We start from the raw sequence: 25,557 nt of genomic DNA, 5'->3' as shown, positions 1-25,557 counted from the left end.
GTGACACAGCGGTCCACGATCTGGGATAGGTGCCTGCCCCACGCGAACACTCACGGCACGGCCCGCGTCACTGTGTCGTTTCAGAGCGTCATATGCCGTGCTTCTTCAGGATGGCCTCGATGTCGCTGAAGTCCTCTCCCTGCTCGGCCTTGCGGGGCTTCGCGGCGGGGCGGGCCGTCTGGCGGGTGGCCGGTGCCGCGCCCAGCGAGGGGGCCGAGGCCGCGGGGGCCACCGCCTCGCGCTGTGCGGCCCGGGCGGCCTTGCGCTCCTTGCGGGTCCCGCCGGTGCGCCGCTCCACGGCTCGCGAGGTCATGAACAGCAGCCAGGCCCCGCCGAGCACTCCGAAGCCCGCCCACGCCATCGGGCTGAAGGCGGTCTCCGCCGCCCATTCGACGGCCCCGGTCATCACCAGACCGAGGGGGACCAGCGAGTACGCGGTGAGGCGGACCGCCATGAGGAAACGCTTGCGGTACGCGGTGACCGCGGCGATGCCCAGGCCGGCCGCGGCGACAGCGGAACAGACGGTCTCGGCAATCATCCGGTCCTCCAGACATGGCTGGGGCGAGCAGGGTCAGATTCGTCCCTTCCATCCTGCACCGCCCGCTGCCCGGTATGCCATGGTCCGGGCAGACCTCAGGGACATCTCCGGGTCGGGTCCTCCTCAGGGCCCGGTCCCCCGTACGCGACCAGGAGTGGTCCTGGGTTCGCTCAGCGGCGGAGGGTCCCGGTGGCGGAAGGTCCCGGTTGGGACGCGGGAGCCCCGACTGGAACACTGGGGCCCATGAGCGACTCCTCCCCCGCACGCCCCGCCGCCCCCGTCCTGGACATCTGGTGCGAACTGCAGTGCCCGGACTGCCGTAGCGCCCTGGACGACCTGCGTGCGCTGCGCGCTCGCTACGGCGACCGGCTGGAGCTGCGGCTGCGGCACTTCCCGCTGGAGAAGCACAAGCACGCCTTCGCCGCCGCCCAGGCCGCCGAGGAGGCCGCGGAACAGGGGCAGGCCTGGCCGTACGTCGAGGCGGTGCTCGGGCGCGTACAGGAGCTGGACCGTGCGGGAGAACGCTTCCTGGTCGAAGTGGCCCGGGAACTCGGCCTGGACGCCGAGGAGTTCGACACCGCTCTCATCGACGGCCGGCACATCCTGATCGTCGACGCCGACCAGGCCGAGGGCAAGGCCATCGGCGTGACCGGCATCCCGACGTACGTCATCGACGGCGAGCGGCTCGACGGCGGGAAGAGCCAGGAGGGGCTGCGCGAGCGCGTCGAGGAGATCGTGGACCGGCTGCTGGCGGAGCAGAAGGCCTGACCGCCGCGCCGGTGCCCCCGTACAGGCACAGGTACGGCTACAGCAGGTTCTTGTAGAAGTGGTAAGTGGTCGTCCCGTAGCCGAGTGATTCGTAGAGCCGCTCGGCCGGGGCGTTCCCGTCGAAGACGTTCAGGCGGATGCCGGGGTTTCCGGCGGCGATCGCCTGTCTCTCCGCCAGGAGCATCAGCGAACGGCCGTGGCCCCGGCCGCGATGGCGCTCGTCGGCCTCGACCTCGTAGACGAACGACCAGCCGTCGCGCGCGCCCAGCCACAGCACGCCGACCGGCGTCCCCTCGTGTTCCAGGACGCTGAAGTCCATGCCCTCGCTGCTGATCCCGTCCGGCAGCGAAGTGGCGTGGTCCCGCTCGGACTTGGCGCGGGCCTCGGCCTCGGGCACCCCGCGGGCGATCCAGTCCCGGGCGTACTGATCCTTCGCCCGCTTCTCCCAGGGACCGAACTCGGCCTCCGCCATGGGGCGTCCCAGGCTGCCCGCGGGCAGTTCGGGCGGTGTGGTGCCAAGCCGCTTCTCCATGTGGCGGTTGCGCAGCAGGTAGCCGAGGGCCGTGGCCAGCCTCAGTGCGGTCGTGGCCGTGGCCGGCACCGACGCCTCGATCCGCGTACAGCCCCAGCCGCGCGCCACCTCCTCCGCGGCGAGCGCGGCCACGGTGCCGCGGCCACGTCCGCGGTCCGGTTCGTCGATGCCGAGGTCGTGGATGCGGGCGACGGACGGCCCGGAGAGGGAGTTGGCGGCGAGGTGTATCCCGCCGACGGGACGGCTGTTCACGCACACCGTGTAGTGCCGTGACAGCGCTCCGTCGGCGTCGCGCTGAAGCGGCTCGGTCGGCCGCAGGGTCGTGGTCATCAGGGGTGTTGTACCCGTCCGCGAGGCCTACGTCATCCGCTTAAGGTCGCCGGTCCCGTCAGGGGTCGAGGTCGTCGCCCGAGCGCTCGTCGAAGACCCGCATCGCCTTGGCGGTCACCGGGCCCGGCGCGCCCGGCAGTTGACGGCCGTCGACCCGGTGCACGGCCTGCACATCGCGCAGCGAGGAGGTCAGGAAGATCTCGTCGGCCCGTTCCAGGACGTCCAGCGGCAAGTCGGTCTCCCTGGCGCCCGTCCACTCGACGGTGAGGGCCCGGGTGATGCCGGCAAGGCAGCCGGAGGCCACCGGCGGGGTGTGGATCTCGCCGTCGAGGACGACGAAGACGTTCGAGCCCGTGCCCTCGCAGAGCTGTCCGACCGTGTTCGCGAACAGCGCCTCGGAGGCGTCCTGTTCGCGCGCGCGGGCGAGGGCGACGACGTTCTCGGCGTACGAGGTCGTCTTGAGGCCCGTCAGCGTGCCGCGCTCGTTGCGGGTCCAGGGCACGGTGATCACGGCGGTGGAGTCCGGGCGCCGGTTGGCCTCGCCGAGGGCGACCACCAGGGTCGGTCCGTGCTCCCCACGGTCGGAGCCGAGCGGGCCGTGGCCCCCGGTGTACGTGATCCGCAGTCGGCCGAGCGGCATCGGGTTGGCTTCCAGGACGGCCGCACAGGCCCGGCGCACCTCGTCGTGGTCGGGCTCGGGCAGCCCGAGGCCGAGCGCCGAGCGCGACAGCCGGTCGAGGTGGCGGGTGAGCGCGAACGGACGGCCGTCCACCGTCTTCGCGGTCTCGAAGACGCCGTCGCCCACGGTCAGCCCGTGGTCGAAGACGGAGACACGGGCCGACTCGCTGTCCTGCAGCCGGCCGTCGAGCCAGAGCTTCACCTGTGGGTCCCTTCACTTGCGTCGTACGCCCCTGGGTACACCCCCGACGCTACAGCGAGCAGTCGCGCGGCTTTCAATTCGGTCTCCTCCCACTCGCGCTCGGGGTCCGAACCCCAGGTGATGCCCGCGCCGGAACCGAAGCGCAGCACGCCCTCCGCCCGGTCGATCCAGAAGGTGCGGATACCGACGGCCAGCTCCCCGGTGCCGCGGTCCGCGTCGACCCAGCCGATGCCGCCGCAGTACGGGCCCCGTGGCGCCGTCTCCAGGGCCTCGATGATCCGCAGGGCGCTGGACTTCGGCGCACCGGTCACCGAGCCGGGCGGGAAGGCCGCGGCCAGCAGTTCGGGCCAGCCCGCGCCCTCGCGCAGTTCGCCGCGGACGGTGGAGACGAGGTGGACCAGCCCCGGGTGCTTCTCGACCACGCACAGGTCGGGCACGGTCACGCTGCCCGTGGCGCACACCCTGCCCAGGTCGTTGCGCACCAGGTCCACGATCATCACGTTCTCGGCGTGGTCCTTCTCCAGCAGGTCCGCCTCGGTCCGCCCGGTGCCCTTGATGGGGCCCGACTCCACCACCGTCCCGCTGACCCGGAGGAAGAGCTCGGGTGACGCGGTGGCTGTCTCCACGTCGTGGCCGGGCAGGCGAATCGTTCCGGCATACGGTGCCGGGTTGCCGCGCGCCAGCAGAGCGGTCAGCGCGTCCACGTCGGCGTGCGGCGCGACGGGCGCGGACAGGACCCGGCAGAGGTTCGCCTGGTACACGTCACCGGCCGCGATGTGCTCACGTATGCGCCGCACGCCCGCCATGTACGCGGCGCGGTCGAGCGACGACGTCCAGTCACCGACCGCCGGGCCACGCCACTCCCCCGGCACCGGCAAGGGGACGGGCTCCCGTCGTACGTCCGCGAAACGGGCACAGACGAGCCGCCCCTCGAAGTCGGCGCTGACGGCCCAGAAGCCACTGGAGTCCAGGGCCGCCGGGTCGCCGGTGACATCGAGAAGACCGGTCGCGACGATGTTGCCGAAACGGGCGAGAGCTGGGAGGTCGTGCACGGCTGTGAGTCTATGGCGGGTGACCCGCGGGTGCCCTGGCCGTGCCCTGGAGCGGGCGTAACGCAGCACGCTGCACAAACGTGTTTTTGTGCTGGCCCCGGAATCCGCTAGAGTTCAACACGTCGCCGGGCCGCTCACGCGAACCGGAAACGACAAGCGGACGTAGCTCAGTTGGTAGAGCGCAACCTTGCCAAGGTTGAGGTCGCCAGTTCGAACCTGGTCGTCCGCTCGCAGGAAGTGGGGGATCTTCCCGAACCCCCGCACTCCTGGTGGAGTGGCCGAGAGGCGAGGCAACGGCCTGCAAAGCCGTCTACACGGGTTCAAATCCCGTCTCCACCTCCAAGGACGATTAGCTCAGCGGGAGAGCGCTTCCCTGACACGGAAGAGGTCACTGGTTCAATCCCAGTATCGTCCACTGGATCTTCCGGTACGTTCGGCGAGATCCGATCCCGCGCGATTAGCTCAGCGGGAGAGCGCTTCCCTGACACGGAAGAGGTCACTGGTTCAATCCCAGTATCGCGCACGCACTACGCACCATCCGCAGGTCCCACCCGCGCGATTAGCTCAGCGGGAGAGCGCTTCCCTGACACGGAAGAGGTCACTGGTTCAATCCCAGTATCGCGCACCAGCCGAAGCCCCCGGCCGTCTCGTACGGTCGGGGGCTTCGTCGTTCCTCCGGACCGGTCAGGAGGAGAAGAGCATGTGGCCGAAGCTCTTGTGACGCTTGTTGTGGCCGTAGTGACCACCATGGCCGCCGTGGCCGCCATGACCGCCTTGCGGGGCGCCCCAGGCGGGTGCCGGAGCGGACGGGTACGCCTGCGGGACACCCGGGGGCGGCGGCGCGGGCTGCGAGTACTGGCCCTCCAGACGGGCCAGCGACTCCAGCTCGCCGTAGTCGAGAAATATCCCGCGGCAGCCGCTGCACTGCTCGATCTGGACGCCATTGCGGTTGTACGTGTGCATGGGCGCGTGACACTTCGGACACTGCATGCTCGGCTCAACTCCTCGCCGGTCGGTACTGCTTCCGCCAGGACAGACTCCGCCCGGCTTCGGTCGGTTGCACCCTACGTCGCGTATTCTCCCGCCAACTCCGGCGGGTGTGTGGCTATTCGGCCACAAGCATCGATCACGGACGTTTCCACCTCGTCCAACGGGCGCTCCGCCGCGAGGGACTTGGCGATCGCCAGGGCCGCGGTCTGCACGGTCAGGGCGCGGGCCGGGACGTCGAGGGCCGGCCAGGGATCGCTGTCCGCGGGGACGGCCGGGCCGCCTGCCTTCTGGTACGACGTGAGGAAGCGGGCCCACTCGTCGGGCGGCAGCAGTCCGCAGGCGAACCAGGCCGCCGGGCGGGCCAGATCCCACGCGGGCTCGCCCAGGCCCAGGTCGTCGATGTCGATGAGCAGCCAGTCGCCGTCCCGCGTCCGCACCAGCTGACCCAGGTGGAGGTCTCCGTGGCACAGCGTGCGCGCGTACGGCATCGGGGCCTCGTCCCTCGCCCAGGCGGGCAGGACCGCCCAGGCACGCAGGACCGGGGCGGCCGCCGGGTGCGGGCCGGCCGCGTGGAGGCGGGCGATGGCACGGGCCGCCTTGGCCGGGCCGCGCATGGGCGGGATGCCGGGCGGGAGTTCGGATTGCGGCGTCCGGTGCAGCCGCGCGAGGAGGGTGGCGGCCGCCTCCCAGGGGGCGGCGTCGGGGTCGTCCCGGTCCACGGGACTGCCGTACGGCCAGAAGGTGACCGGCCGGCCGTGCGACTCGACCGCGCCCGGCCTCAGCGGGGGCAGGAGGACTCCGTCGAGCCGGGGGTGTGCGGCGACCGCCATCCGTGCCGCGAGCTCACCGGGGTCGGTGTCGGCGGCGTGCGCCTTCGCCACGGTGCCGGCATGCCGGACGACGGCGCCGTCCGGCCGGTCGGCCAGTACGGAGGTGTCCGTACCGCAGAGACAGGCCTCCGCCGCCGGATGAGCGACGGCCCGCACCTTCGCCCTGAGCGCGGACAGCACGTCTGCGGTCACTCGGGTCCCCCTCGGTTTCTGCGTCCCGCCCGGGTCCTACGCCGACGGATCCTTCCGGGAGCGTACGCAGGCAAAGCAATGCGGGCGCAGCTCCCCAGCTGCGCCCGCATTTTTGCCGTCCGCCGCACCCCCGTCCCCACGGGGTTTCATGGCCGGATGTCCCCGCCCGGACCGCTCTTCCGGGCCTGGGGCGCCGCTCAGCGCCCCAGCATCACGCCCACGGACGACGCCTGTGTGACCACTGCTTCCCAGCCGCCGAAGACGACTACGAGCAGGGTGGCCAGAGGGAGGACCATGGCCGTCGCCACCAGGGGGTGGCGTCGGCCGGACCGGCTGGAACCGAACGCGGCGCTGTACGCCTTGCGTCCCTGCGTGCGGATCATGGTCCGCGATGCTGTGTCCGCCATGGTCCCTCTCCTGACCGTTCTGTTGAGATCTCTTGGACGAGATCTGTTGAAAGCTTCTGTTGTCTGGCAGCGGCGGGTGTCTGACCTCGGGGGACGAGTGCTGCACCCGCCGCTTGACAACAAATCTATGCGTGAGAGGCGTGCGGGTCGTCATGCCCTCGTACCTATTACCGGGCCTCCCCGAGGATGACCGGTGACCTGCGGACTACTCCTCTGGGTGGAGAAGAGGTCCTAGGTCTCAGGGGTTTCCCGGAGGGGACGTCCGGTCTGTTCGGAGCTGTCCTCCCTCGGGACCGGCTGCTCGACGAGGGCGAGCACCCTGGTGGCCATGAAGCGGGCCGTGCGGACGACTGATCCGCTGCGGGTGACTTCGCTCACTTCGACCACCCCCCTGCGGACCGCCGTCTCCACCCGGCGGCCCGCCCGGCTCGCCACCACCTCGTACGTACGCGTCGTGTCCCCGGCGTCGACCACTATCTCCACGCGATCACCCTTCACGGGTCCAATCCCCCTTCTGCGACGGATGGTTGGGGATCCGCGCAGCTCAACGCCGCCCGGTTCCCCCGTCCCCTGACCACCTTTCAAGTTTCCCACCCGGCACTGACAATCGATCGGGCCGTGAGGGCGCGGCCTCTGCGCGCACCCGGCCGCGGAAACGTAAGCTGTGGCTCGTCAAACGGACCGGGCAGCGGGGATGGACATGGCGATGATGCGCCTGAGGCGCGAGGACCCGCGTGTCGTCGGCTCGTTCAGGCTTCACCGACGGCTCGGCGCGGGCGGGATGGGCGTTGTCTATCTGGGCTCCGACCGGCGTGGCCAGCGGGTCGCGCTGAAGGTGATCCGGCCGGACCTGGCGGAGGATCAGGAGTTCCGGTCGCGGTTCGCCCGCGAGGTGTCGGCCGCGCGGCGGATCCGGGGCGGCTGCACCGCGCGGCTGGTCGCCGCGGATCTGGAGGCGGACCGGCCCTGGTTCGCGACGCAGTACGTGCCGGGACCCTCGCTGCACGACAAGGTCAACGACGAGGGCCCGCTCGGCGCGGCCGAGGTCGCGGCCGTCGGCGCCGCCCTCTCCGAGGGGCTCGTCGCCGTGCACGAGGCCGGGGTCGTCCACCGCGACCTGAAGCCGTCGAACATCCTGCTGTCCCCGAAGGGGCCACGCATCATCGACTTCGGCATCGCCTGGGCGACCGGCGCGAGCACGCTGACGCACGTCGGTACGGCGGTGGGGTCGCCCGGGTTCCTGGCGCCCGAGCAGGTGCGGGGCGCTGCGGTCACGCCGGCCACGGACGTGTTCGCCCTCGGAGCCACGCTGGCCTACGCGGCGACCCAGGACTCGCCCTTCGGGCACGGCAGTTCCGAAGTGATGCTCTACAGAGTCGTGCACGAGGAGGCGCAGCTGCACGGGGTGCCGGACGCGCTGGCCCCTCTCGTACGGGCCTGTCTGGCGAAGGACCCCGAGGAGCGGCCCAGCACACTGCAGTTGTCGCTGCGGCTGAAGGAGATCGCGGCCCGTGAGGCGCAGGGCATGGGCGACGCCCGGCCGCCCGCGCCCCGTACCGCCGAGGCCGACCGGCCGACCGGGCGGCTCACCGAGAGCTACCCGGAGCAGCGGACGCAGCGGCGTACGCAGGGCACGTCCTCGCCTCGCGGGAACGGCAGCGGCGGCGGCGGTGCGTCGCGGTCGGGGGCGCGTCCGGCGCCCTCGCGGTCCGGTACGGGGAGTCGGCCCGGGCCGCCCCGTAGTGGGGCGGGACGTTCTGGGCCGCGGACCACCGGGACCGGGCGGCGGCCTGCCAATCCGCGGTTGTTGCGGCAGCGGTTGTTCGTGTTTGTGGTCGTGACGTTGTTGGTGGCGTTGGGGATCGCGGCGGCGCAGGGGTGCCAGGGGCCCGCCCGGGGGCTTGGGCATGAGGGCTCCGGCGGGGATGTGCGGCAGGAGCAGGCGTACGGGCAGGGCGGGGTTCGTTCGGGCGGGTGAGCGTTGATTGCCGGCTGCGGGTGCGTTGTGGCTGGTCGCGCAGTTCTCCGCGCCCCTGAAGGGCGCTCAGGTCACCCCGTGCCTCAACGCGCCCCCTGAAGGGCGCTCAGGTTGCCCCGTGCCTCAACGCGCAAGGGGCACCCGTCAGCGCTGCGGTCTGCCCGTTGCCACCGCGTAGAACGCCACCGCTGCCGCCGCTCCCACGTTCAGGGAGTCGACGCCGTGGGCCATGGGGATGCGGACCCATTCGTCTGCCGCCACCAGGGCCTGGGTGGACAGGCCGTCGCCCTCCGCGCCGAGCATCAGGGCCACGCGGTCCATCTTGTGCGGGGCCGCCTCGTCCAGGGACCTGGCCTTCTCGTCCGGGGTGAGGGCGAGGAGGGTGAAGCCCGCCTCGCGGACCGTTTCCAGGCTCTTGGGCCAGGTGTCCAGGCGGGCGTACGGGACGGAGAAGACCGCGCCCATGGAGACCTTCACCGAGCGGCGGTAGAGCGGGTCCGCGCAGTCGGGGGACAGCAGGACCGCGTCCATGCCCAGGGCGGCGGCGCTGCGGAAGATCGCGCCGATGTTGGTGTGGTCGTTGACCGACTCCATGACGACGACCCGGCGGGCCGTCTGGAGCAGGTCGTCAGGGGTCGGCAGTGGCTTGCGCTGCATGGAGGCGAGGGCGCCTCGGTGCACGTGGTAGCCGGTGACCTGTTCGGCGAGGTCCGGGCTGACCGCGTACACCGGGGCCGGCAGCTCGTCGATGACGTCGCGCATGACGTCGACCCACTTGGCGGAGAGCAGCATCGAGCGCATCTCGTAACCGGCGTCCTTGGCCCGTCTGATGACCTTCTCGCCCTCGGCGATGAACAGGCCCTCGGCGGGTTCTCGCTTGCGGCGCAGCTCCACGTCGGTCAGGCCCGTGTAGTCGCGCAGACGGGGGTCGGCTGGGTCCTCAACGGTGATGAGATCGGCCACAGGGTGATACTGCCTTGTCCTGGGTGTGGTGCCAACGGCTTGGAACGGGTTGGGTTACCCGGGGTTACTCGGACGCCCGTGGCGAGCTGTCCCGGCGCACGGTCACGACCTCGCCGATGACGATGACCGCCGGGGGCTTCACGTTCTCGGCGAGTACGGTCTCGGCGACCGTGGCGAGAGTCGCGTCGACCCTGCGCTGCGCGGCGGTCGTGCCCTCCTGGACGACGGCTACGGGGGTGTCCGCCGACTTGCCGCTCGCCATCAACGTACGGGCGATGGCGCCGATCTTGTCCACGCCCATGAGGATGACCAGGGTGCCGCGGAGCTTGGCGAGGGCCGTCCAGTCGACCAGGGAGCGTTCGTCGTCGGGGGCGATGTGACCGCTGACGACCGTGAAGTCGTGGGCGACCCCGCGATGGGTGACCGGGATGCCCGCCGCGCCCGGGACGGAGATCGAGCTGGAGATGCCGGGGACGACCGTGCAGGCGATGCCCGCCTCGGCCAGCGCCTGGACCTCCTCCATGCCACGGCCGTAGACATAGGGGTCGCCGCCCTTCAGACGGACGACCGCCTTGCCCTGCCTGGCGTGCTCGATCAGCGCGTTGTTGATGGCCTCCTGGGCCATGAAACGGCCGTACGGGATCTTCGCCGCGTCGATCACCTCGACGTGCGGCGGGAGTTCGGCGAGGAGGTCGCGGGGGCCGAGGCGGTCGGCGATGACCACGTCCGCCTCGGCGAGGAGGCGGCGGCCGCGGACGGTGATCAGGTCCGGGTCGCCCGGGCCGCCGCCGACCAGGGCGACGCCGGGGGTGCGGGTGCGGTGGTGGGGTGCGACGAGGGTGCCGTCGCGCAGGCCCTCCACGACCGCGTCCCTGATGGCCGCCGTGTGGCGGGGGTCGCGGCCCTTCGCGTTCGTCGTCAGGACGGCCACCGTGACGCCCTCGCTGTGGCCGGTCGCCGGGGTCCAGGCCGTGGCCGCGTCCGCGTCGTCCGAGCGGACGCACCACACACGGTTCGCCTCCGCCTCGGCGGAGGCCGCGGTGTTCGCCTCGGGGTCGCTGGTGGCGATCAGGGCGTACCAGGCCTGCGCGAGGTCGCCGGGCTCGTACGCGCGCCTTGTCCAGGTCAGCTCGCCCGCGTCCGCCATCGCCTCTACGGAGGGGGTGGCGGCCGGGGACACGAGGTGGATGTCCGCGCCTGCCGCGATGAGGGCCGGGAGGCGGCGTTGGGCCACCTGGCCGGCGCCGAGGACCACTACGCGGCGGCCGGTGAGGCGGAGGCCTACGGGGTAGGCGGGGTTTTCGGCCATGGAGGTGCGGCTCCTCATGCGGGTGATGGGGGTCCCCCCGTTCGAGCGAAGTCGAGAGTGGGGGAGGGTGGGCGCGCTGCTGCCTTGGAGCGGGCCTGACGTGCGGATTTTATGGTGCGGGGTGGTGGGTGGCCGGGGTGGGTGGGGGTTCTTTCCCCAAGCCCGCCCCTTCCCGAAACCGGGGGCTCCGCCCCCGGGCCCCCGAGCCGTGCGGGTGCGTTCTTGGTTGTGCCCACCCGTTCCGCCCTGCGGAACGCCTGCCCACAACCAAGAACGGACTACTTCTCGGTCACCCCGGCCGAGTCGAACGTCGCCACCTCGTGCATTGCTCGGGCCGCGCTCTGGACGACCGGGAGGGCCAGGAGGGCGCCTGTGCCCTCGCCCAGGCGGAGGTCGAGGTCAACCAGAGGGCGCAGGCCCAGCTTGTTGAGGGCTGCGACGTGGCCCGGTTCGGCGCTGCGGTGGCCGGCGATGCAGGCCGCGAGGACCTCGGGGGCGATGGCGCGGGCCACCAGGGCGGCAGCACCGGCGCTGACTCCGTCCAGGATCACCGGTGTGCGCAGGGAGGCGCCGCCCAGGAGGAGGCCCACCATCGCGGCGTGCTCCAAGCCGCCGATGGCCGCGAGGACGCCGATCGGGTCGGCCGGGTCCGGCTGGTGGAGCTCCAGGGCACGGCGTACGACCTCGGTCTTGCGGGCCAGGGTCTCGTCGTTGATGCCGGTGCCCCGGCCGGTGACCTCGCCGGGGTCCGCGCCGGTGAAGACGGAGATCAGGGCGGCCGACGCGGTCGTGTTGGCGATGCCCATCTCGCCCGTGATCAGGGCCTTGTTGCCGGCCGCCACGAGGTCGCGGGCCGTCTCCACGCCCACCTCGATGGCCGCCTTCACCTCCTCGCGGGTCAGCGCGGGGCCGGTCGTCATGTCGGCCGTGCCCGCGCGGACCTTGCGCGGCAGGAGGCCCGGGGTCGCCGGCAGGTCGGAGGCCACGCCCACGTCCACGACGCAGACCTCGGCGCCGACCTGGTTGGCGAAGGCGTTGCAGACCGCTCCGCCGCCGAGGATGTTGGCCACCATCTGGCCGGTGACCTCCTGCGGCCACGGGGTGACGCCCTGGGCGTGGACACCATGGTCGCCCGCGAAGATCGCGACGGCCGCGGGCTCCGGGATCGGCGGCGGGCACATCCGGGAGAGGCCCGAGAGCTGGGCGGAGATGATCTCCAGCATGCCCAGCGCCCCGGCCGGCTTGGTCATGCGCTTCTGGCGCTCCCACGCCTCACCGAGCGCCTTGGCGTCCAGCGGGCGGATGTTGGAGACGGTCTCGGCGAGCAGGTCGTGCGGCTCCTCACCGGGCAGCGCGCGACGGCCGTACGTCTCCTCGTGGACGACCCAGGACAGCGGGCGGCGCTTGGACCAGCCCGCCTGCAACAGCTCGGGCTCCTCCGGGAACTCGTCGACGTATCCGACACAGAGGTAGGCGACGACGTCCAGATGCTCGGGCAGGCCCAGTTCACGGACCATCTCCCGCTCGTCGAAGAAGCTCACCCAGCCCACGCCGAGGCCCTCGGCACGGGCGGCGAGCCAGAGGTTCTCGACCGCGAGCGCGGAGGAGTACGGGGCCATCTGCGGCTGGGTGTGACGGCCGAGCGTGTGCCGGCCGCCCCTGGTCGAGTCCGCGGTGACGACGATGTTCACCGGGGTGTCGAGGATGGCCTCGATCTTCAGTTCCTTGAACTGCTTCGCGCGGCCCTTGGGCAGCGACTTGGCGTACGCCTCGCGCTGGCGCTGGGCCAGTTCGTGCATCGTGCGGCGGGTCTCCGCCGAGCGGATGACGACGAAGTCCCACGGCTGGGAGTGGCCGACCGACGGCGCCGTGTGCGCCGCCTCCAGGACCCGGAGCAGCACGTCGTGCGGGATGGGGTCGCTGCGGAAGCCGTTGCGGATGTCCCGGCGCTCGCGCATCACACGCAGGACGGCCTCGCGCTCGGCGTCGTCGTAGCCGGGCGCGGCCGGGCCGGCGGGCTCTCTCGTCTCTGCCACGGCGGCCGTGCTCTCTTCCTGGTCGGCGGCCCTGGTGTCCAGGTCCTCCGCGTGCTGTGCGGCTACGGGCTCCGCGTCCTGACCGTGGCCCTGGCCCTCGTGGTACTGGTCCTGGTCCTCGACCGGAGCCTCCGGTACGGGAGTTGCCTCGGCCTCGGGGAACTGCTCGGACTCCCTGGGGGTGGGCAGGGTGAGTACCGGTGCCGGCTCCTCCGCGGGCGCGGGTTCGGGTGCGGCTTCGGGCGCGGGCTGCTCGGTGGGCGCGAGGTGCTCAGTGGCCGTGAGCTGGTCGGCGGCCGTCGCGGCCGTCTCCTCGGCGGGCCGCTCGGCGAGCTCCTCCGGGAAGGGCGGCACGGTCATGGCGTGCGGCGGGGTCGGAGCCAGGTGCGGGGTGGTCGGGATGGTGCCCTCGACCGGCACGAACTGGCCGACGCTCTGTTCCGCGTGGGCCACCTCCACGGGGACGGCCGCGTGGGCGGCCATGGCGACGGCCGCTTCGTCGTGGGGCTCGTGACCGTGGGGCTCGTGGCCATGGGCCGGGGCGTTGTGGTTCTCGTCGCCGTAGGTCGGGTCGCTGTGGCTCGGGTCGCCGTGGACCGCGACCGGCTCCGGTACCGCGACCTGGTCGGGTACCGCCACCGGTTCCGGTGCCTCCGGCTGTGCGGCGGTGTCGGCCTGGGCTTCCTGCGAAGGGGCGAGGTCGGCGGCGCTCACGACCGGGGCTTCTGCGGGCTCCGCGAACTGCGGGGGCTGGACGGCGTCCTGAAGCTGAGCGGCCTCTTCCACGGCGGGCGCGGGTTCCGTCAACTGCGGTTGCTGCTCCGGGATTCCGGCCTGCGGACCGGCTTCGGCTGCGAACTGCGCCGCCGGGTTCTGGAACTGCTGCTCCGCCTCGTACGCGGCATGCGGGTGCGGGGGCTGCTCGGCGTACGCGGGCTGCATCTCGTCGGCCGCCTGCGGGGGCTGGTACGCCTCGGGCGTGTGCAGGACCGCGTCGTCCGACTGCTGCGAGGCGTACGCGGCGACCGGCGCGACCGGGAACGGCGTGGGCTGCGGAAACTGGGCGAGCTCCGGGGCGTGCGCGAACTCGGGGGCGGTCTGGGCGACCTCGTGGGTCTGGGGCGTCTCCGGGGCCTGCGGGAAGAGCGACCCGTCCGCGAGCAGCGGGGCCTGCGCGTAGTCCTGGACCTGGACCGGTTCCGGGACCTGGGCAACAGCCTCCTGTGCCTGGGCGACGGCCTCCGGCACCTGGACCGCTTCGGGAACGTGGGCTGCTTCGGGAGCCTGCACGGCTTCCGGCTGCTGAGGAACGTACGCGGGGTCCGGAGCCGGCACGGCCTCCTGCGCCTCAGCAGCGTCGGCCGCCTCCGGAGCGTCGGCGACGGCGTGGACGGAGTCGGCGACGGCCTGGACGGGAGCGGGTCCCGCCTCGGGGACCTCGGCAGTGCTCGGGTCCGGATGTACGTGCTGCACGTGCTGTGCCTGCTCCGCCTGGGCCGGCCCGGGGGCGGGCGCCTCGGTGGGAGGCTGTGCGGCGGGGAATCCTTCGCCCCCGGCGGGCGGCGTACCCCCGGCGTCGGGGGTGTGCGCGGCCTCCGCGACCGGCGCGAGCCCGTCGTCCGGAGTGCCACCGGCGTGCGCTCCCCCGCCCTCGGGGAAGACCGTTTCTGCAGCCATGCCCTCGGAACCGACCTGTGCCACTGGCGGCGCGACCTGCACCTGGGCCTGGGCTCCCCAGGGAGCCGCGCCCTGCAGCGCGATCTCGTCCCGCGGCACGTCGAGGTACTCGGGGCCGATCGTGGGCGGACCGGCCTGTCGTACGGGAACGGCGTGGACCGGTGCTCCGGCCGGGCCGCGGTCGGCGAGGGAACGGACCGGGCTGCCGGCGCCGTCCGGGGTGGGCGGGCCGAGGTGCAGCGGGCGACGGGCGACGGGCGGCTGCGGAGCGGGCGAGGACATCCGGACGGCGCTGAGGTCGACCGACCCGCTGTCGCGGCCCGCCGTCTCGTGCGGTCCCGGCTCGTGGACGGTCTCGACGACCGGCGCCGGGACCGGCGGGGCCACTTCGTTGCCCCACGCGCCCTGGGCGCCCGGCAGCAGCAACAGGTCTTCGTCTTCGGCGGTGGTGTCGGAGAGGTAGGTGTACGCGCCGGGGGCGGGGACGCCCGGCTGCTCCACCATGCCTTGGTTCTCCGGCAGCCCCTCGCCCGGGACCTGGCCGGTGTCGGTCATGCGTACCCCTCGCCCATCGGTTAGTGCTCCAACGACCTGCTCGTCCGGAGCGGCGCACCGACCGCCCGCAAAGAAGTAACGAGCATGCGTGCCGGGCGGCACGAACGACCGGTCGACAAAGCCATTAACTGGCATTGTCGCGGTCGGTCCGCCACCGCGACAGGGTGATCCGCCACGGCCCGCTGTGGACTGCGCCACGTTGCGCGTCCTCCGGTTTTCCGCCGTACCACACGCACCCCAAAACAGGTGTGTTTTCCGGACATTGACCGGCGAAATACCGGACAAGCCGAGCGCAGTGCAACGATCGGCCAGCCTACCGCGCGCGGTACGACAACCGGATCACAGGGAGCGGTCGGGCAGGAGCCCGGTGAGCAGGAACGCGACGCTCCGCTCCTTCTCCGTCCAGGCCCGGACGTCCAGCTCGACGGACTGCAGAAGGGCGCACTCGACCTGGTAGCCGTGCTCCGTCAGGTCCCTGCCGACGAGTTCGGCGGCGTCGCGTGTCGCGGCGTGCGTGACGATCCGCTGGGGGCGCCGGTCGGCGACGGCGGAGACCACCGCGGCGCCACCGCCCCCGACGCGTACGACGTCCGGTTCGGGCAGGTTCTCCAGGATGTGGGGCGCGGTGCCGTGGGTGATCTGGAGCTGGACGCCGAAGCGCCGGGCGGTGGCCATGGTGCGGGCGCAGGCGTTCGGGTCGCGGTCGACGGCGATGACGGCGGCGCCGCAGCGTGCGGCCTCCGTGGCGAAGGCGCCGCTGCCGGAGCCGATGTCCCAGACGAGGTCGCCGACGCGCGGTCCCAGGCGGGCGAGTTGGGCGGCCCGCAGCACCTCGGTCTCGCCCTCGCCGAGATCGCCGCCGTAGACCTCGTCGGGCAGGGCCCAGCCGCGCGGTCCGGTTCCCGGGTCGCGTCCGGCGATCCAGCCGCCGCCCTCGGAGGAGGTGACGGGCCCGCCCATGACGATGACGATGTTCGGGTCGCGCCAGGTGTGGTCGGCGACCTTGTCGGAGGTCAGGACCGTGACGCGTTCGCGCGCGGTGCCCAGTTCCTCGCAGATGACGAAGGTGCGGTGGACGCCTTCGAGGAGCAGGCCCAGCTCGGCGGGACCGGCTCCGGGTGAGGTGAAGACGGCGACCTTGGTGTGGGCGCGGCACACATTCACCGCGCGTCGCAGGGTGCGACGGTGTGCGACGACCACTTGTGCGTCGTCCCAGGGCATGCCGGCACGGGCGAAGGCGGCGGCCACGGAGGACACCGCCGGGACGACCTCGACCTCCAGGCCGAACTCGGGGGCGCGCAGGGTGCGTACGACTCCGAAGAAGCCCGGGTCCCCGTCGGCGAGGACGACGGCCGTGCCCCGGTGGGCGGCGATGCGGCGGGCGGCCAGGGAGACGCTGCCGAGCCGGATGCGCTCGGCGGCCACGGGCACCTCGGGGAGGCCCAGGTGATGGCCCGCGCCCGCCACCAGCGTGGCGGCACCGAGGGCCGAGCGCGCCGCGTCGGTCAGCGGCGAGCCGTCCCAGCCGATCACCGTGACCCGGTCGGCCATCGTCGTCAGTCTCCTGGAGTCTTCGCAGGTCTCGGATGGGCATGCGGCCGCCAGGCAGGCATGCGGAGCCCCGTGAGCGTACCTCGGGACCTCCGGGAGTGGGGGCGCGGGTCCGTGGCCGTCCGCCGGGCGGTGGCCGTCCGGCCACGGCGTCGGTTTCGGCGCGGCCGGGAAGTCAGTTCCAGTCGGAGTACGAGGTGAAGCCGCCGGTGTCGGCGAGCTGCTCGGCGATGCCCTCGATGTCCTCGGGGAGCAGGCCCCACACGATGAAGTCGGTGCGCAGCGCGACCCAGCTCCCGTCCTCGGTACGGGTGCGCGCTATACAGGCGTTGCGCAGGACTCCCTCGCTGATGCAGCCGATCTTCTGGGCGACCTGCTGCGAGGCGGTGTTGTCCGCGGCGGTGCGCAGCTCCAGCCGCTCGAACTTCTGGTCGCCGAAGAGCCATTGGGCGGTGGCGAGGGCCGCCTCGGACGCGTATCCCTCGCCGCGCGCCCAGGGGGCGACGATGTAGGACAGCTCCGTGGAGCGGACATGCCAATTCGTCTTGCCCAACTGGATGATGCCGACCAGGCGTTGGGTGAGGAACTCGGTGACGGCGAGGTCGAGCCCGCGGCCGGAGGTGCGCTCATTGGGCGCGTACCGGTTGACCCAGGAGCGGGCGGCGTCCTCGGTGAAGGGCTGCGGAACGGCGGTCCAGGCCACGACCTGCTCGTCGTTCATCATCTCCGTGAGGGCCGGAACGTCCTCGTCCTCAAGAGGGCGCAGCACCAACCGCTCCGTGCTCAGGGAGATGTCGGGGAAGGTGTTAGTCATGCGCCGCTCCGTAACCATCAGGGACCGTCGGGCCTGCTGAACTGCCCAGCATGCAGCATGAAAGCACCGAACTGCACCACGGGGCCGAGTCGTTGTCGACGAATCGACCCCGTGAGTGCGAGCGGAACGGCGTCAGCCGGAGGTGACCGGCAGGACCGACCCCTGGTACTTGTCCTCGATGAACTTCGTCACCTCTGGAGAGGTCAGGAGTTTCGCGAGCTTCTCGACCCGGGGGTCGTCCTCGTTGCCCTTCTTGACGGCGAGGAGGTTCGCGTACGGGTTGTTCTTCGCGGACTCCAGGAGGATGGCGTCCTCGGCGGGGCTGAGTCCTGCGTCCTGGGCGTAGTTGTTGTTGATGACCGCGGCGGCCACGTCGTCCAGGGAACGCGGCAGCTGGGCCGGCTCCAGCTCCTTGAACTTGAGGTTCTTCGGGTTCTTGGCGATGTCGGCCGGGGACGCGGTGGTGCCGGCGCCCTCCTTGAGGGTGATGACACCCTCGGAGGCCAGGAGCTGGAGGGCGCGGCCCTCGTTGGTGATGTCGTTCGGTACGGCGACGGTGACTCCGTCGGCGAGCTCCGTGACGTCCTGGACCTTCTTCGAGTACACGCCCATGGGCGGCAGGTACGCCTTCACGACCGGGACCAGCTCGGTGCCCTTGGACTTGTTGAAGTCGTCCAGGTAGGGCTCGTTCTGGTACAGGTTCGCGTCGAGCGAGCCCTCCTGGAGCGCGGTGTTCGGCAGGACGTAGTCCGTGAACTCCTTGATCTCCAGGTCGAGTCCGTTCTTCGCGGCGAGGTCCTTCTTGATGTACGAGAGGACCTCGCCGGCCGGGACGGCGGTGGCGCCGACGACGAGGGAGCCGTCGGAACCGCCGCCGCCCGAGCCGGACTCGGAGCCGCAGGCGGTGAGCCCGAGCCCCAGGGCAAGTGCGGCCGCGGCGGCGGGAATTACGGGCTTACGCATCTGTGGTGGTCCTCGTTCCTTGGAAGGGGGCTCAGAACGACGCGACGACGGAGCCGGCGTACTTGTCCTCGATGAACTTCTTGACCTCGGGGGAGGTCAGGAGCTTGGCGAGCTTCTTGACGCGCGGGTCGTCCTCGTTGCCCTTCTTGACAGCGAGGAAGTTGCCGTACGGGTTGTTCTTGGCGGACTCCAGGACGAGGGCGTCCTCGGAGGGCTTGAGGTCGGACTCGATGGCGTAGTTGCCGTTGATCACCGCGGCGTCGACGTCGTCCAGGGAGCGCGGGGTCTGGGCCGCCTCCAGCTCCTTGAACTTGAGGTTCTTCGGGTTCTTCGCGATGTCCTTGGGGGTCGCGTCGTTGCCCGCGCCGTCCTTGAGCGTGATGATCCCGTTGGCGTCCAGGAGCTTGAGCGCCCGCGCCTCGTTGACCGTGTCGTTCGGGACGGCGACCGTCGCACCGCTCTTCAGCTCGTCGGCCTTCTTGAACTTGCTGGAGTAGAGGCCGAGCGGCTCCAGGTGGACCGTGACGACGGGCACGATGTCGGTGCCGTTCTTCTTGTTGAAGTCGTCGAGGTACGGCTGGTTCTGGAAGTAGTTGGCGCCGACGGAGCCGTCCTGGGTCGCCGTGTTCGGCAGGACGTAGTCGGTGAACTCCTTGACCTGCAGGTCGAGGCCCGCATCCTTCGCCAGGTTGTCCTTGACGTAGGTGAGGATCTCGGCGTGCGGGACCGGGCTCGCGGCGACGACCAGCGGGCCGCTCGTGTCGGCGGCACCGGAGTCCTCCGAACCGCAGGCGGTGAGACCCAGGGTGAGGGCTCCGGCGGCGAGGACGGCGGTGGTGATCTTGGCAGTGTTACGCACGAAAAGTGCCTTTCCTGAGGGTGTGGCGGCCCCGCGGAGGGTGTGCGGGGAGAACTGAGGGAGGGGTGGGGAGTACGGGGTGGAGGTGGGGGCGCGAGCCGTGGGTGTCAGACGGTCTTGCTGGTCGCGGTGGCGGCCTTCAGGAGCCTGAGCCTCGGGGCGGCGCCCGACTGGCCACCCCTGCGGTGCAGCCCGCGGGCGGCGAAGTCCCCGGCGAACTGGATGAGGGAGATGACCACGGCGAGGATGCCGACGGTGATCCACATCAGTTCGGTCTCGAAGCGCTGGTAGCCGTAGCGGATGGCGATGTCGCCGAGGCCGCCCGCGCCGACCGTGCCCGCCATCGCCGAGTAGCCGATGAGCGCCACGATCGTCGTGGTGGTGCTGGAGATCAGCGAGGGCAGCGACTCGGGGACGAGCACCTTGCGGACGACGGTCCAGGTGTTGCCGCCCATCGACTGCACGGCCTCGACGAGTCCGCCGTCCACTTCGCGGACCGCCGTCTCGACGAGACGCGCGAAGAAGGGGATCGCGCCGATCGCGAGCGGCACGATGGCGGCCTCACGGCCGATGGTCGTGCCCGTGATCGAGCGGGTGAAGCCCATCAGCGCGACCATCAGGATGATGAACGGCATCGAGCGGGCGATGTTCACGACCTGCCCGATCACCTTGTTCAGCACGGTGTTCTGCAGCAGGCCGCCCCGGTCCGTGAGGACCAGCAGGATGCCCAGCGGCAGACCGCCGACGACGGCGATGACCGTCGACCAGCCGACCATGTAGAGGGTGTCCCAACAGGCCTGCTCCAGCAGCGGCTGCATCTCCGACCAGGTCACTTGGCACCTTCCTTCACGAGCACGGGCGCCTGGCCCTGGACGTCGATCTGCAGGCCCTGCTCGCGCAGGAAGCCGATCGGCACGACGTTCTCCTCGTAGCGGCCGGGCAGTTCGATGCGCATCCGGCCGACCTGCTTGCCGCCGACGGTGTCCATCGCCGCGCCCAGGATCGAGATGTCGATGTTGTACGTGCGCGAGAGCTGCGAGATGACCGGCTGGGTCGCGGCGTCACCGTGGAAGGTGACGTCGATGACCGTGCGGTCGTCGGCGGAGGCGTCGCCGCTCACCGGGAAGAGCGCGGCGGCCAGCTCGGAGCCGGGGGTGGCGAGCAGCTCGCTGACGGTGCCGGACTCGACAATCCTGCCGTTCTCCATGAGGGCGGCCGAGTCGCAGATGCTCTTGACGACGTCCATCTCGTGCGTGATGAGCAGGACGGTCAGGCCCAGCTGGCGGTTCAGGTCGCGCAGCAGCTGGAGGATGGAGCGGGTGGTCTCGGGGTCCAGCGCGCTGGTCGCCTCGTCGGAGAGGAGCACCTTCGGGTCGCCGGCCAGGGCGCGGGCGATGCCGACGCGCTGCTTCTGGCCGCCGGAGAGCTGGGCCGGGTAGGCCTTGGCCTTGTCGGAGAGACCGACGAGGTCGAGCAGTTCCAGCGCCTTGCGGGAACGTTCCTTCCCTGACACGCCAAGGATTTCCAGCGGCAGTTCGACGTTGTCCTGGACCGTCCGCGAGGACAGCAGGTTGAAGTGCTGGAAGACCATGCCGATGTGGCTGCGCGCCTTGCGCAGCTCCCGGCCCGCACGCGGGCCGCGGCCGGCGAGGGCAGTGAGGTCCTGTCCGGCGACGGTCACGGTGCCGGCGGTGGGACGCTCCAGGAGGTTGACGCAGCGGATGAGGGAGGACTTGCCGGCGCCGGACTGTCCGATGACGCCGTACACCTCGCCTTCGCGGACGTGCAGATCGACGCCGTCCAGGGCGGTGACCTCACGGCCGCGCGAGCGGTAGACCTTCTTCAGGCCTGTTGTCGTGATCACTGGGGTTTCCGTCACTGTCGAGTGCAGGGCGTGGGTGTGCGCCGGGCACGGGTGCATTCGGTCGGAACGCGGCACGGTCGTTCACGCGGTGGCGATGAAAGCCGGGCTTCGGCAGAACTGCGTGCGCGGGGCGGGCTCAGTCGCGTACGAAAGGGTCGTACGGGCAGACCTGAGCGGTCTCGCTTCGGGGCGCGAGGCTCTGAGTGGTGCGGGGGCCCTCTAGAAGGCGCACATTCGACACATACAGCGAGCACCGGGCGTCATGGTCGCCTCGGTCGCAAGGATGCGGCTGCTCGTCGTGGTCATGAGAAAAGTAAAGCAGACCTTTGCGCGTGACCGGGAACCGCTGTCCGCATCGCGGACAGCGGTGGACACCCTTCAGTCCCCGACGGAGATCTCCACTCCCCCGTCCGTGACCAGCGCCGACACGGCCGAGAGGTCACCCACGACGATGTCCGCCACCAGCTCGGCGGCCTGGTGGGTTGTGGTCAATGCCACGGTGGTCATCCCGGCGGAACGGCCTGCCTGCAGACCCGCGGGCGCGTCCTCGAAGACGACACAGCGGGCCGGGTCCACGCCGAGCCGGCGGGCGGCGAGCAGGAACGGCTCGGGGTCGGGCTTGCCGCGCGTGATGTCGTCGGCGGCGATCAGGGTCTTGGGCCGGATACCGACCTCTTCCAGGCGGGCCTCGGCCAGCCGCCGGGTGGCGGAGGTGACGACGGCCCAGCGGTCGGCGGGCACGGAGTCGAGGAGCGCCCTGGTCCCCGGCAGGAGCTGGACACCGCCCTCGACGTCCTCGACCTCCAACTGCTCGATCCGTACGACGGCCTCGGCGACCCGGTCGGCGGGCAGCAGGTCGGCGGCTATCTCGGCGGCGGGGCGGCCGTGCAGCTCGACCCGGGCGAACTCCTCGGGGGTGATCCCGTACTCCTCGGCCCACTTGGTCCAGCACCGGTGCACCGACTCAAGGGATGAGACGAGCGTTCCGTCGTTGTCGAACAGCAGGGCATCGGCTTGGATCTTCATGCCCTCGACCCTACGGGGCACCCCGGGGGCGATCGCATCGGGCCTTTTGGCCCGTAATAGGGTCGCGGCATGCTTGTTGCCCTGACGGTCGCGACCGCCGTCGCCGCGCTCGCGCTCGCCGCCTGGTGCGGCTGGGCCGCCTACCGCGACCAGCCGACCAAGGACTGGCACTTCATCGGTATGGCCGTGGTGACACTGCTCACCCTCGTCCAGCTGGTGGTGGGCATCGTCCAGTTGGCCCGCGGCGAGAAGCCGGAACAGGGCACGACGATCTTCGTGGCGTATCTGATCGGTTCCTTCGCGTGCGTCCCGGCGGCCGGCTTCATGTCGCTGGCGGAGCGCACCCGCTGGGGTTCGATCACGGTCGCGGCCGGCGGTGTGGTCCTCGCCGTGCTTCAGGTGCGGCTCTACGACATCTGGGGAGGCTGAGATGGCGGCGACCGAGAAGCAGCCGGGACGGACGCGGCTCATCGGCGGTCCGGGCATCCTGCTGGTCTGGCTGTACGGCGTGATGGTCGTCGGCGCCGTGTCGCGCTCCGCCGTGCAGATCGCGACGGAGTTCGACAAGGCGCCGCTCGCCTATTCGCTGTCCGCGGTGGCCGGTCTGGTCTACGGCTTCATCACGTACTCGCTCGTCCGAGGCGGCGAAACGGCCCGCAAGGCGGCGCTGGTGTGCTGCGCCGCCGAACTCGCGGGCGTCCTGACCGTGGGCACCTGGACCCTGACCGACCCCTCGGCCTTCCCCGACGCCACGGTCTGGTCGGACTACGGCATGGGTTACCTGTTCATCCCGGTCCTGCTCCCGGTGACGGCGATGTTCTGGCTACGCCGCAGCAGAGCCGCCACTTCGTAGATGCACGACGGGCCTGGCGCGCCCCGTTTTGGCTTTTAGGGGCGCGGGGAACTGCGCGACCGGCCACGACGAGCCGGCAGACGAGAACCAGCCCTAGGCACTGGCAACGAAAGCACTGGTCGAAGACCCCTTCGCAAGGGTCACCAGACTCAGCCGCTCATCCACCCGCTCCGTGGAAACAAGCTGATACCCGTGCTTCCGGTACAACCGCAGATTGTGCTCACTGCGATGCCCGGTGAAGAGCTGGAAGCTCTTCGCACCCGCGTCGGCGGCCACCCGCGACTCGATCGCGTCGAGCAACCGCCCGCCCAGACCGTGCCGCCGCATCCGGGGATGGACGATCAACTTGTTGATGCGGGCCGTGCCATCCGCATCCACAGCCGCACGAACCGAGGCCACCACCTCGTCGCCCAGCCGGGCCACCAGGACCGTGCCGCCCGCGAGCTCCGCCTTGAGGGAGTCGAGGGGCTGGGTGAGGGGCTCGATGCTGTAGTCGCCGTACAGCTCGGCCTCGCTCTGGTAGCAGAGGAACTGCAGTTTGAGGATCTGTTCGGCGTCCTTTTCGGTCGCCGCCGAGATGGTCACGCTCATGCCCATGTGTGCATGCCTCCCGCTCACCTGTTCCGCCGGTAGTCCCTCACTCCTATCCCCGTGGTTCGTGCGCCGCAACCTCCGACGTAAGCATTCGGCGCAGACAACCAAGACATCTGGAACGTTCCGGACCGAGACTGCCCTGTGAGATACCCAACTCCCCCGCGATCTCCCGGTATGTGAGGTCCTGCGGGGACAGCAACGCGGCCATGAGACGCGGACAGCGGCCCGGCAGTTTGCGTACGGCGGAGTGCAGGGCCCGGCGCCGGGCGGCGGTGAGCGCGAGCTGTTCCGGGCCCGGTCCGCTGTCGTCGGCGGGCTCGGACGCGTACGGCTGCTCGATGCTCGCGGTGTGCCGGCTGCGGCGGGCCTCGGAGCGTACGGCGCCGCGCAGCCAGGCGGCCGGGTCGGCGGGCGGGCCGTCCGTGCCGAGATGCTCCAGGAGGCGCACCCAGACGGCCTGTTCCAGGTCGCCGGGCTCCGCGCCCGAGGCATATGCCTCCGCGGAGGCCTCGGCAGCGAGCAGCGGACGCAGCGTGTCGAGCATGTCGTGGGTCATATGCGGCACGACGCGGCCGCCCCGGCACGAGGTTGCCGGGGCGGCCGTCTGTCACCCCAACCGGGGCCGGGGGCTCAGCTGTTGACGAGCGCGGTGGCGGTTCGTCGGTGAGGGCTCAGCGCTTCAGGAAGTCCTCGCGGGCGAGGACACCGGTGTCGGGGTTGTCGGTGAAGACCCCGTCGATGCCGGTCGCGAAGTACGTCCGGAAGGCGCCGAAGACGTCCCCGTAGCCGTCCGCGTCGGTGCCCTTGCGGAAGTTCGCGGGCAGGAAGGGGTTCTCGTTGCGCATCGTGTACGGGTGCAGGATCAGGCCCTCGGCGTGCGCGTCCCGGACCAGGGTGGTCGGCGTGGTGAGGTTGCCGCTCGCGTCCTTCGGGATGATCAGGTCCAAGGTCGGGCCGATGCCCTGCGCGTAGGAGGCGATCTGCTTCAGGCCCGCGGGCTTGACCAGGTCGGCGACCGTACGCGGGTCGCCCGTCTCCACGAAGTCCCAGGGGCGGGTGTTGGCGGCCGACAGGAGCACGACCAGGGGGTTGCCCACCAGCTTGTTCAGGCGCTGGATGCTGGTCGGCTCGAAGGACTGCAGGATGACGGGCGAGTTCTTCTTGTCCAGGCCGTGCCTGCGCAGCACCTTGGCGACCCGCTCCTCCAGGCCGAGGCCCAGCTTGCGGAAGTAGGTGGGGTGCTTGAGCTCGGGGTAGATCCAGACCTGCTTGCCGCGCTTGCGGCTCTGCTCCTCGCGCCAGCGCAGCACCTCCTCGAAGGTGGGGATCTCCCAGCGGCCGTCGTAGAGCGTGTTGTGCGGGCGGTTGGCCGGGATGCGCTCCTTGGCGCGGAGCGTCTTCAGCTCGGCGAGCGTGAAGTCCTCGGTGAACCAGCCGGTGGTGGACACCCCGTCGAGGAGCTTGGTGGTCTTGCGGCTCGCGAACTCGGGGTGCGCGGAGACGTCCGTCGTACCGCCGATCTCCGGCTCGTGGCGGCAGACGAGGTGGCCGTCCTTGGTCGGCACCAGGTCGCCCGCCTCGACGACGTGCGCGCCCATGTCGAGGGCCAGCTGGTACGAGCCGAGCGTGTGCTCCGGCCGGTAGCCGCTGGCCCCGCGGTGCCCGATGATCGTCGGCTTCGGCAGGCTCTTGTAGCCACCGCCGCCGTGCTTCTCGTCGGCTCTCGCCGTGGCCGGCACCCCGAGGACGGCTCCGCCGGCGCCGAGGACCGCGGCCCCGAGCAGCGCGCGCCGTCCCGGGCCGGTCCCGTTCAGTCCCTCGTTCGACTCCTGCGTCCCCATGTGCGCTCCTCCGCATACTGCCTTGCACCTGTCAAAGCGGGACGATCGTAGGTGTGCGGGGGTGACGGAGGGGAGACCTTGGACGGAACACGCGGGTGACGCTGGATGTCGTGTGGGGTGCGTGAGTTGGCCGGGGGCCGGCGGCGGCGTCCCGG

The 25,557-nt window shown here is 71.2% G+C and carries 25 protein-coding genes and 5 tRNA genes; 9 read left to right on the top strand and 21 right to left on the bottom strand.

What is annotated here, in order from left to right:
• Positions 1–88: 88 nt before the first annotated feature.
• On the bottom strand, positions 89–538 hold the full coding sequence (locus ACFWXQ_RS14835) for a hypothetical protein (RefSeq protein ID WP_383388849.1): 450 nt from the start codon (positions 536–538) through the stop codon (positions 89–91).
• A gap of 243 nt (positions 539–781) precedes the next feature.
• Here ACFWXQ_RS14835 and ACFWXQ_RS14830 point away from each other — a divergent pair, with 243 nt between their 5' ends.
• A complete protein-coding gene (locus tag ACFWXQ_RS14830) occupies positions 782–1,306 on the top strand; it encodes a DsbA family protein (RefSeq protein ID WP_383957119.1) in 525 nt (174 codons plus the stop codon).
• Between the two features lie 37 nt (positions 1,307–1,343).
• Here ACFWXQ_RS14830 and ACFWXQ_RS14825 read toward each other — a convergent pair whose 3' ends face one another.
• The 3 genes from ACFWXQ_RS14825 to ACFWXQ_RS14815 are packed head-to-tail and all read right to left on the bottom strand — an operon-like array spanning position 1,344 to position 4,100.
• The gene (locus tag ACFWXQ_RS14825; protein WP_383957116.1) at positions 1,344–2,168 is read right to left on the bottom strand and encodes a GNAT family N-acetyltransferase; all 825 of its coding nucleotides are present in this window, start codon (positions 2,166–2,168) and stop codon (positions 1,344–1,346) included.
• 58 nt (positions 2,169–2,226) lie between these two features.
• Entirely contained in the window at positions 2,227–3,048 is an 822-nt protein-coding gene (locus tag ACFWXQ_RS14820; RefSeq protein WP_386268269.1) for an aminotransferase class IV, read from the bottom strand.
• Positions 3,045–4,100 (bottom strand): chorismate-binding protein, encoded by a 1,056-nt coding sequence (locus ACFWXQ_RS14815; RefSeq protein WP_383937270.1) that lies wholly within the window; start codon positions 4,098–4,100, stop codon positions 3,045–3,047. Before ACFWXQ_RS14815 ends, ACFWXQ_RS14820 begins: the two co-directional genes overlap by 4 nt.
• Positions 4,101–4,256: 156 nt before the next feature.
• Between ACFWXQ_RS14815 and ACFWXQ_RS14810 the strand changes: the two genes are divergently transcribed.
• The 5 genes from ACFWXQ_RS14810 (at position 4,257) to ACFWXQ_RS14790 (ending at position 4,728) form a co-directional block, all read left to right on the top strand.
• A tRNA-Gly gene (locus ACFWXQ_RS14810) sits at positions 4,257–4,329 on the top strand.
• Positions 4,330–4,368: 39 nt separating this feature from the next.
• Positions 4,369–4,442: transfer RNA gene (locus ACFWXQ_RS14805), tRNA-Cys, on the top strand.
• A 1-nt stretch (position 4,443) separates the two neighbouring features.
• A tRNA-Val gene (locus tag ACFWXQ_RS14800) sits at positions 4,444–4,515 on the top strand.
• A gap of 36 nt (positions 4,516–4,551) precedes the next feature.
• Positions 4,552–4,623, top strand: a tRNA-Val gene (locus tag ACFWXQ_RS14795).
• 30 nt (positions 4,624–4,653) lie between these two features.
• Positions 4,654–4,728: transfer RNA gene (locus tag ACFWXQ_RS14790), tRNA-Val, on the top strand.
• Positions 4,729–4,784: 56 nt separating this feature from the next.
• On the opposite strand, the gene ACFWXQ_RS14785 is transcribed toward ACFWXQ_RS14790, so the two are convergent.
• The 4 genes from ACFWXQ_RS14785 to ACFWXQ_RS14770 all read right to left on the bottom strand — a co-directional run bounded on the left by ACFWXQ_RS14785 (position 4,785) and on the right by ACFWXQ_RS14770 (position 7,017).
• Positions 4,785–5,090, bottom strand: a complete 306-nt coding sequence (locus ACFWXQ_RS14785; protein WP_383937268.1) for a zf-TFIIB domain-containing protein — start codon at positions 5,088–5,090, stop codon at positions 4,785–4,787.
• 74 nt (positions 5,091–5,164) lie between these two features.
• A complete protein-coding gene (locus ACFWXQ_RS14780) occupies positions 5,165–6,112 on the bottom strand; it encodes an aminoglycoside phosphotransferase family protein (protein ID WP_383937266.1) in 948 nt (315 codons plus the stop codon).
• Positions 6,113–6,309: 197 nt separating this feature from the next.
• Positions 6,310–6,519 (bottom strand): hypothetical protein, encoded by a 210-nt coding sequence (locus tag ACFWXQ_RS14775; protein ID WP_055618075.1) that lies wholly within the window; start codon positions 6,517–6,519, stop codon positions 6,310–6,312.
• A gap of 231 nt (positions 6,520–6,750) precedes the next feature.
• On the bottom strand, positions 6,751–7,017 hold the full coding sequence (locus tag ACFWXQ_RS14770; RefSeq protein WP_055511046.1) for a hypothetical protein: 267 nt from the start codon (positions 7,015–7,017) through the stop codon (positions 6,751–6,753).
• A gap of 196 nt (positions 7,018–7,213) precedes the next feature.
• On the opposite strand from ACFWXQ_RS14770, the gene ACFWXQ_RS14765 reads away from it, so the two are divergent.
• Complete coding sequence (locus ACFWXQ_RS14765) at positions 7,214–8,497, top strand: serine/threonine-protein kinase (RefSeq protein WP_383937283.1); 1,284 nt, start codon at positions 7,214–7,216, stop codon at positions 8,495–8,497.
• A gap of 144 nt (positions 8,498–8,641) precedes the next feature.
• On the opposite strand, the gene ACFWXQ_RS14760 is transcribed toward ACFWXQ_RS14765, so the two are convergent.
• The 10 genes from ACFWXQ_RS14760 to ACFWXQ_RS14715 all read right to left on the bottom strand — a co-directional run bounded on the left by ACFWXQ_RS14760 (position 8,642) and on the right by ACFWXQ_RS14715 (position 22,114).
• Positions 8,642–9,460: a TrmH family RNA methyltransferase gene (locus ACFWXQ_RS14760; protein ID WP_383937262.1), complete on the bottom strand. Its 819-nt coding sequence runs from the start codon at positions 9,458–9,460 to the stop codon at positions 8,642–8,644.
• 64 nt (positions 9,461–9,524) lie between these two features.
• Entirely contained in the window at positions 9,525–10,769 is a 1,245-nt protein-coding gene (cobA, locus tag ACFWXQ_RS14755) for a uroporphyrinogen-III C-methyltransferase (RefSeq protein ID WP_383937259.1), read from the bottom strand.
• A gap of 278 nt (positions 10,770–11,047) precedes the next feature.
• Complete coding sequence (cobT, locus tag ACFWXQ_RS14750; protein ID WP_383937257.1) at positions 11,048–15,037, bottom strand: nicotinate-nucleotide--dimethylbenzimidazole phosphoribosyltransferase; 3,990 nt, start codon at positions 15,035–15,037, stop codon at positions 11,048–11,050.
• Positions 15,038–15,376: 339 nt separating this feature from the next.
• The gene (gene cbiE, locus ACFWXQ_RS14745) at positions 15,377–16,588 is read right to left on the bottom strand and encodes a precorrin-6y C5,15-methyltransferase (decarboxylating) subunit CbiE (protein WP_383937255.1); all 1,212 of its coding nucleotides are present in this window, start codon (positions 16,586–16,588) and stop codon (positions 15,377–15,379) included.
• A gap of 175 nt (positions 16,589–16,763) precedes the next feature.
• A complete protein-coding gene (locus ACFWXQ_RS14740) occupies positions 16,764–17,402 on the bottom strand; it encodes a GNAT family N-acetyltransferase (RefSeq protein ID WP_383937253.1) in 639 nt (212 codons plus the stop codon).
• A 132-nt stretch (positions 17,403–17,534) separates the two neighbouring features.
• On the bottom strand, positions 17,535–18,365 hold the full coding sequence (locus ACFWXQ_RS14735; protein ID WP_383937251.1) for a MetQ/NlpA family ABC transporter substrate-binding protein: 831 nt from the start codon (positions 18,363–18,365) through the stop codon (positions 17,535–17,537).
• Between the two features lie 31 nt (positions 18,366–18,396).
• Positions 18,397–19,224: a MetQ/NlpA family ABC transporter substrate-binding protein gene (locus ACFWXQ_RS14730; RefSeq protein WP_383937249.1), complete on the bottom strand. Its 828-nt coding sequence runs from the start codon at positions 19,222–19,224 to the stop codon at positions 18,397–18,399.
• A gap of 107 nt (positions 19,225–19,331) precedes the next feature.
• Positions 19,332–20,057, bottom strand: a complete 726-nt coding sequence (locus ACFWXQ_RS14725; protein ID WP_269652802.1) for a methionine ABC transporter permease — start codon at positions 20,055–20,057, stop codon at positions 19,332–19,334.
• Entirely contained in the window at positions 20,054–21,088 is a 1,035-nt protein-coding gene (locus ACFWXQ_RS14720; RefSeq protein WP_362083047.1) for an ATP-binding cassette domain-containing protein, read from the bottom strand. The genes ACFWXQ_RS14725 and ACFWXQ_RS14720 overlap by 4 nt, the downstream gene beginning before the upstream one ends.
• Positions 21,089–21,466: 378 nt before the next feature.
• Positions 21,467–22,114: an HAD family hydrolase gene (locus ACFWXQ_RS14715; RefSeq protein ID WP_383937247.1), complete on the bottom strand. Its 648-nt coding sequence runs from the start codon at positions 22,112–22,114 to the stop codon at positions 21,467–21,469.
• Between the two features lie 69 nt (positions 22,115–22,183).
• Here ACFWXQ_RS14715 and ACFWXQ_RS14710 point away from each other — a divergent pair, with 69 nt between their 5' ends.
• Complete coding sequence (locus ACFWXQ_RS14710; protein ID WP_362083053.1) at positions 22,184–22,543, top strand: hypothetical protein; 360 nt, start codon at positions 22,184–22,186, stop codon at positions 22,541–22,543.
• 1 nt (position 22,544) lies between these two features.
• Positions 22,545–22,967 carry a hypothetical protein gene (locus ACFWXQ_RS14705; RefSeq protein WP_383937245.1) on the top strand — a complete coding sequence of 141 codons (423 nt, stop codon included), beginning with the start codon at positions 22,545–22,547 and terminating at the stop codon, positions 22,965–22,967.
• 93 nt (positions 22,968–23,060) lie between these two features.
• Here the strand turns inward: ACFWXQ_RS14705 and ACFWXQ_RS14700 are convergent, their stop codons facing one another.
• The 3 genes from ACFWXQ_RS14700 to ACFWXQ_RS14690 all read right to left on the bottom strand — a co-directional run bounded on the left by ACFWXQ_RS14700 (position 23,061) and on the right by ACFWXQ_RS14690 (position 25,402).
• A complete protein-coding gene (locus tag ACFWXQ_RS14700; protein WP_200399452.1) occupies positions 23,061–23,564 on the bottom strand; it encodes a GNAT family N-acetyltransferase in 504 nt (167 codons plus the stop codon).
• 46 nt (positions 23,565–23,610) lie between these two features.
• Positions 23,611–24,117, bottom strand: a complete 507-nt coding sequence (locus ACFWXQ_RS14695; protein WP_383937243.1) for an RNA polymerase sigma factor — start codon at positions 24,115–24,117, stop codon at positions 23,611–23,613.
• Between the two features lie 115 nt (positions 24,118–24,232).
• On the bottom strand, positions 24,233–25,402 hold the full coding sequence (locus ACFWXQ_RS14690; RefSeq protein WP_200399450.1) for a glycerophosphodiester phosphodiesterase: 1,170 nt from the start codon (positions 25,400–25,402) through the stop codon (positions 24,233–24,235).
• Positions 25,403–25,557: the final 155 nt, after the last annotated feature.

The organism is Streptomyces sp. NPDC058697 (genome assembly GCF_042715345.1).
Classification (GTDB): Bacteria; Actinomycetota; Actinomycetes; order Streptomycetales; family Streptomycetaceae; genus Streptomyces; species Streptomyces liliifuscus.
The sequence above is the reverse complement of the archived record's forward strand: the minus strand, read 5'-3'. Positions and strand labels throughout refer to the sequence as shown.

Coding starts and splice junctions, on each gene's coding strand:
- ACFWXQ_RS14735 (WP_383937251.1), bottom strand. CDS start 18,365: ATGCGTAAGCCCGTAATTCCCGCCGCCGCGGCCGCACTTGCCCTGGGG.
- ACFWXQ_RS14695 (WP_383937243.1), bottom strand. CDS start 24,117: ATGACCCACGACATGCTCGACACGCTGCGTCCGCTGCTCGCTGCCGAG.
- ACFWXQ_RS14825 (WP_383957116.1), bottom strand. CDS start 2,168: ATGACCACGACCCTGCGGCCGACCGAGCCGCTTCAGCGCGACGCCGAC.
- ACFWXQ_RS14835 (WP_383388849.1), bottom strand. CDS start 538: ATGATTGCCGAGACCGTCTGTTCCGCTGTCGCCGCGGCCGGCCTGGGC.
- ACFWXQ_RS14690 (WP_200399450.1), bottom strand. CDS start 25,402: ATGGGGACGCAGGAGTCGAACGAGGGACTGAACGGGACCGGCCCGGGA.
- ACFWXQ_RS14775 (WP_055618075.1), bottom strand. CDS start 6,519: ATGGCGGACACAGCATCGCGGACCATGATCCGCACGCAGGGACGCAAG.
- ACFWXQ_RS14700 (WP_200399452.1), bottom strand. CDS start 23,564: ATGGGCATGAGCGTGACCATCTCGGCGGCGACCGAAAAGGACGCCGAA.
- ACFWXQ_RS14785 (WP_383937268.1), bottom strand. CDS start 5,090: ATGCAGTGTCCGAAGTGTCACGCGCCCATGCACACGTACAACCGCAAT.
- cbiE (WP_383937255.1), bottom strand. CDS start 16,588: ATGGCCGACCGGGTCACGGTGATCGGCTGGGACGGCTCGCCGCTGACC.
- ACFWXQ_RS14830 (WP_383957119.1), top strand. CDS start 782: ATGAGCGACTCCTCCCCCGCACGCCCCGCCGCCCCCGTCCTGGACATC.
- cobA (WP_383937259.1), bottom strand. CDS start 10,769: ATGGCCGAAAACCCCGCCTACCCCGTAGGCCTCCGCCTCACCGGCCGC.
- ACFWXQ_RS14765 (WP_383937283.1), top strand. CDS start 7,214: ATGGACATGGCGATGATGCGCCTGAGGCGCGAGGACCCGCGTGTCGTC.
- ACFWXQ_RS14715 (WP_383937247.1), bottom strand. CDS start 22,114: ATGAAGATCCAAGCCGATGCCCTGCTGTTCGACAACGACGGAACGCTC.
- ACFWXQ_RS14740 (WP_383937253.1), bottom strand. CDS start 17,402: ATGACTAACACCTTCCCCGACATCTCCCTGAGCACGGAGCGGTTGGTG.
- ACFWXQ_RS14710 (WP_362083053.1), top strand. CDS start 22,184: ATGCTTGTTGCCCTGACGGTCGCGACCGCCGTCGCCGCGCTCGCGCTC.
- ACFWXQ_RS14705 (WP_383937245.1), top strand. CDS start 22,545: ATGGCGGCGACCGAGAAGCAGCCGGGACGGACGCGGCTCATCGGCGGT.
- cobT (WP_383937257.1), bottom strand. CDS start 15,037: ATGACCGACACCGGCCAGGTCCCGGGCGAGGGGCTGCCGGAGAACCAA.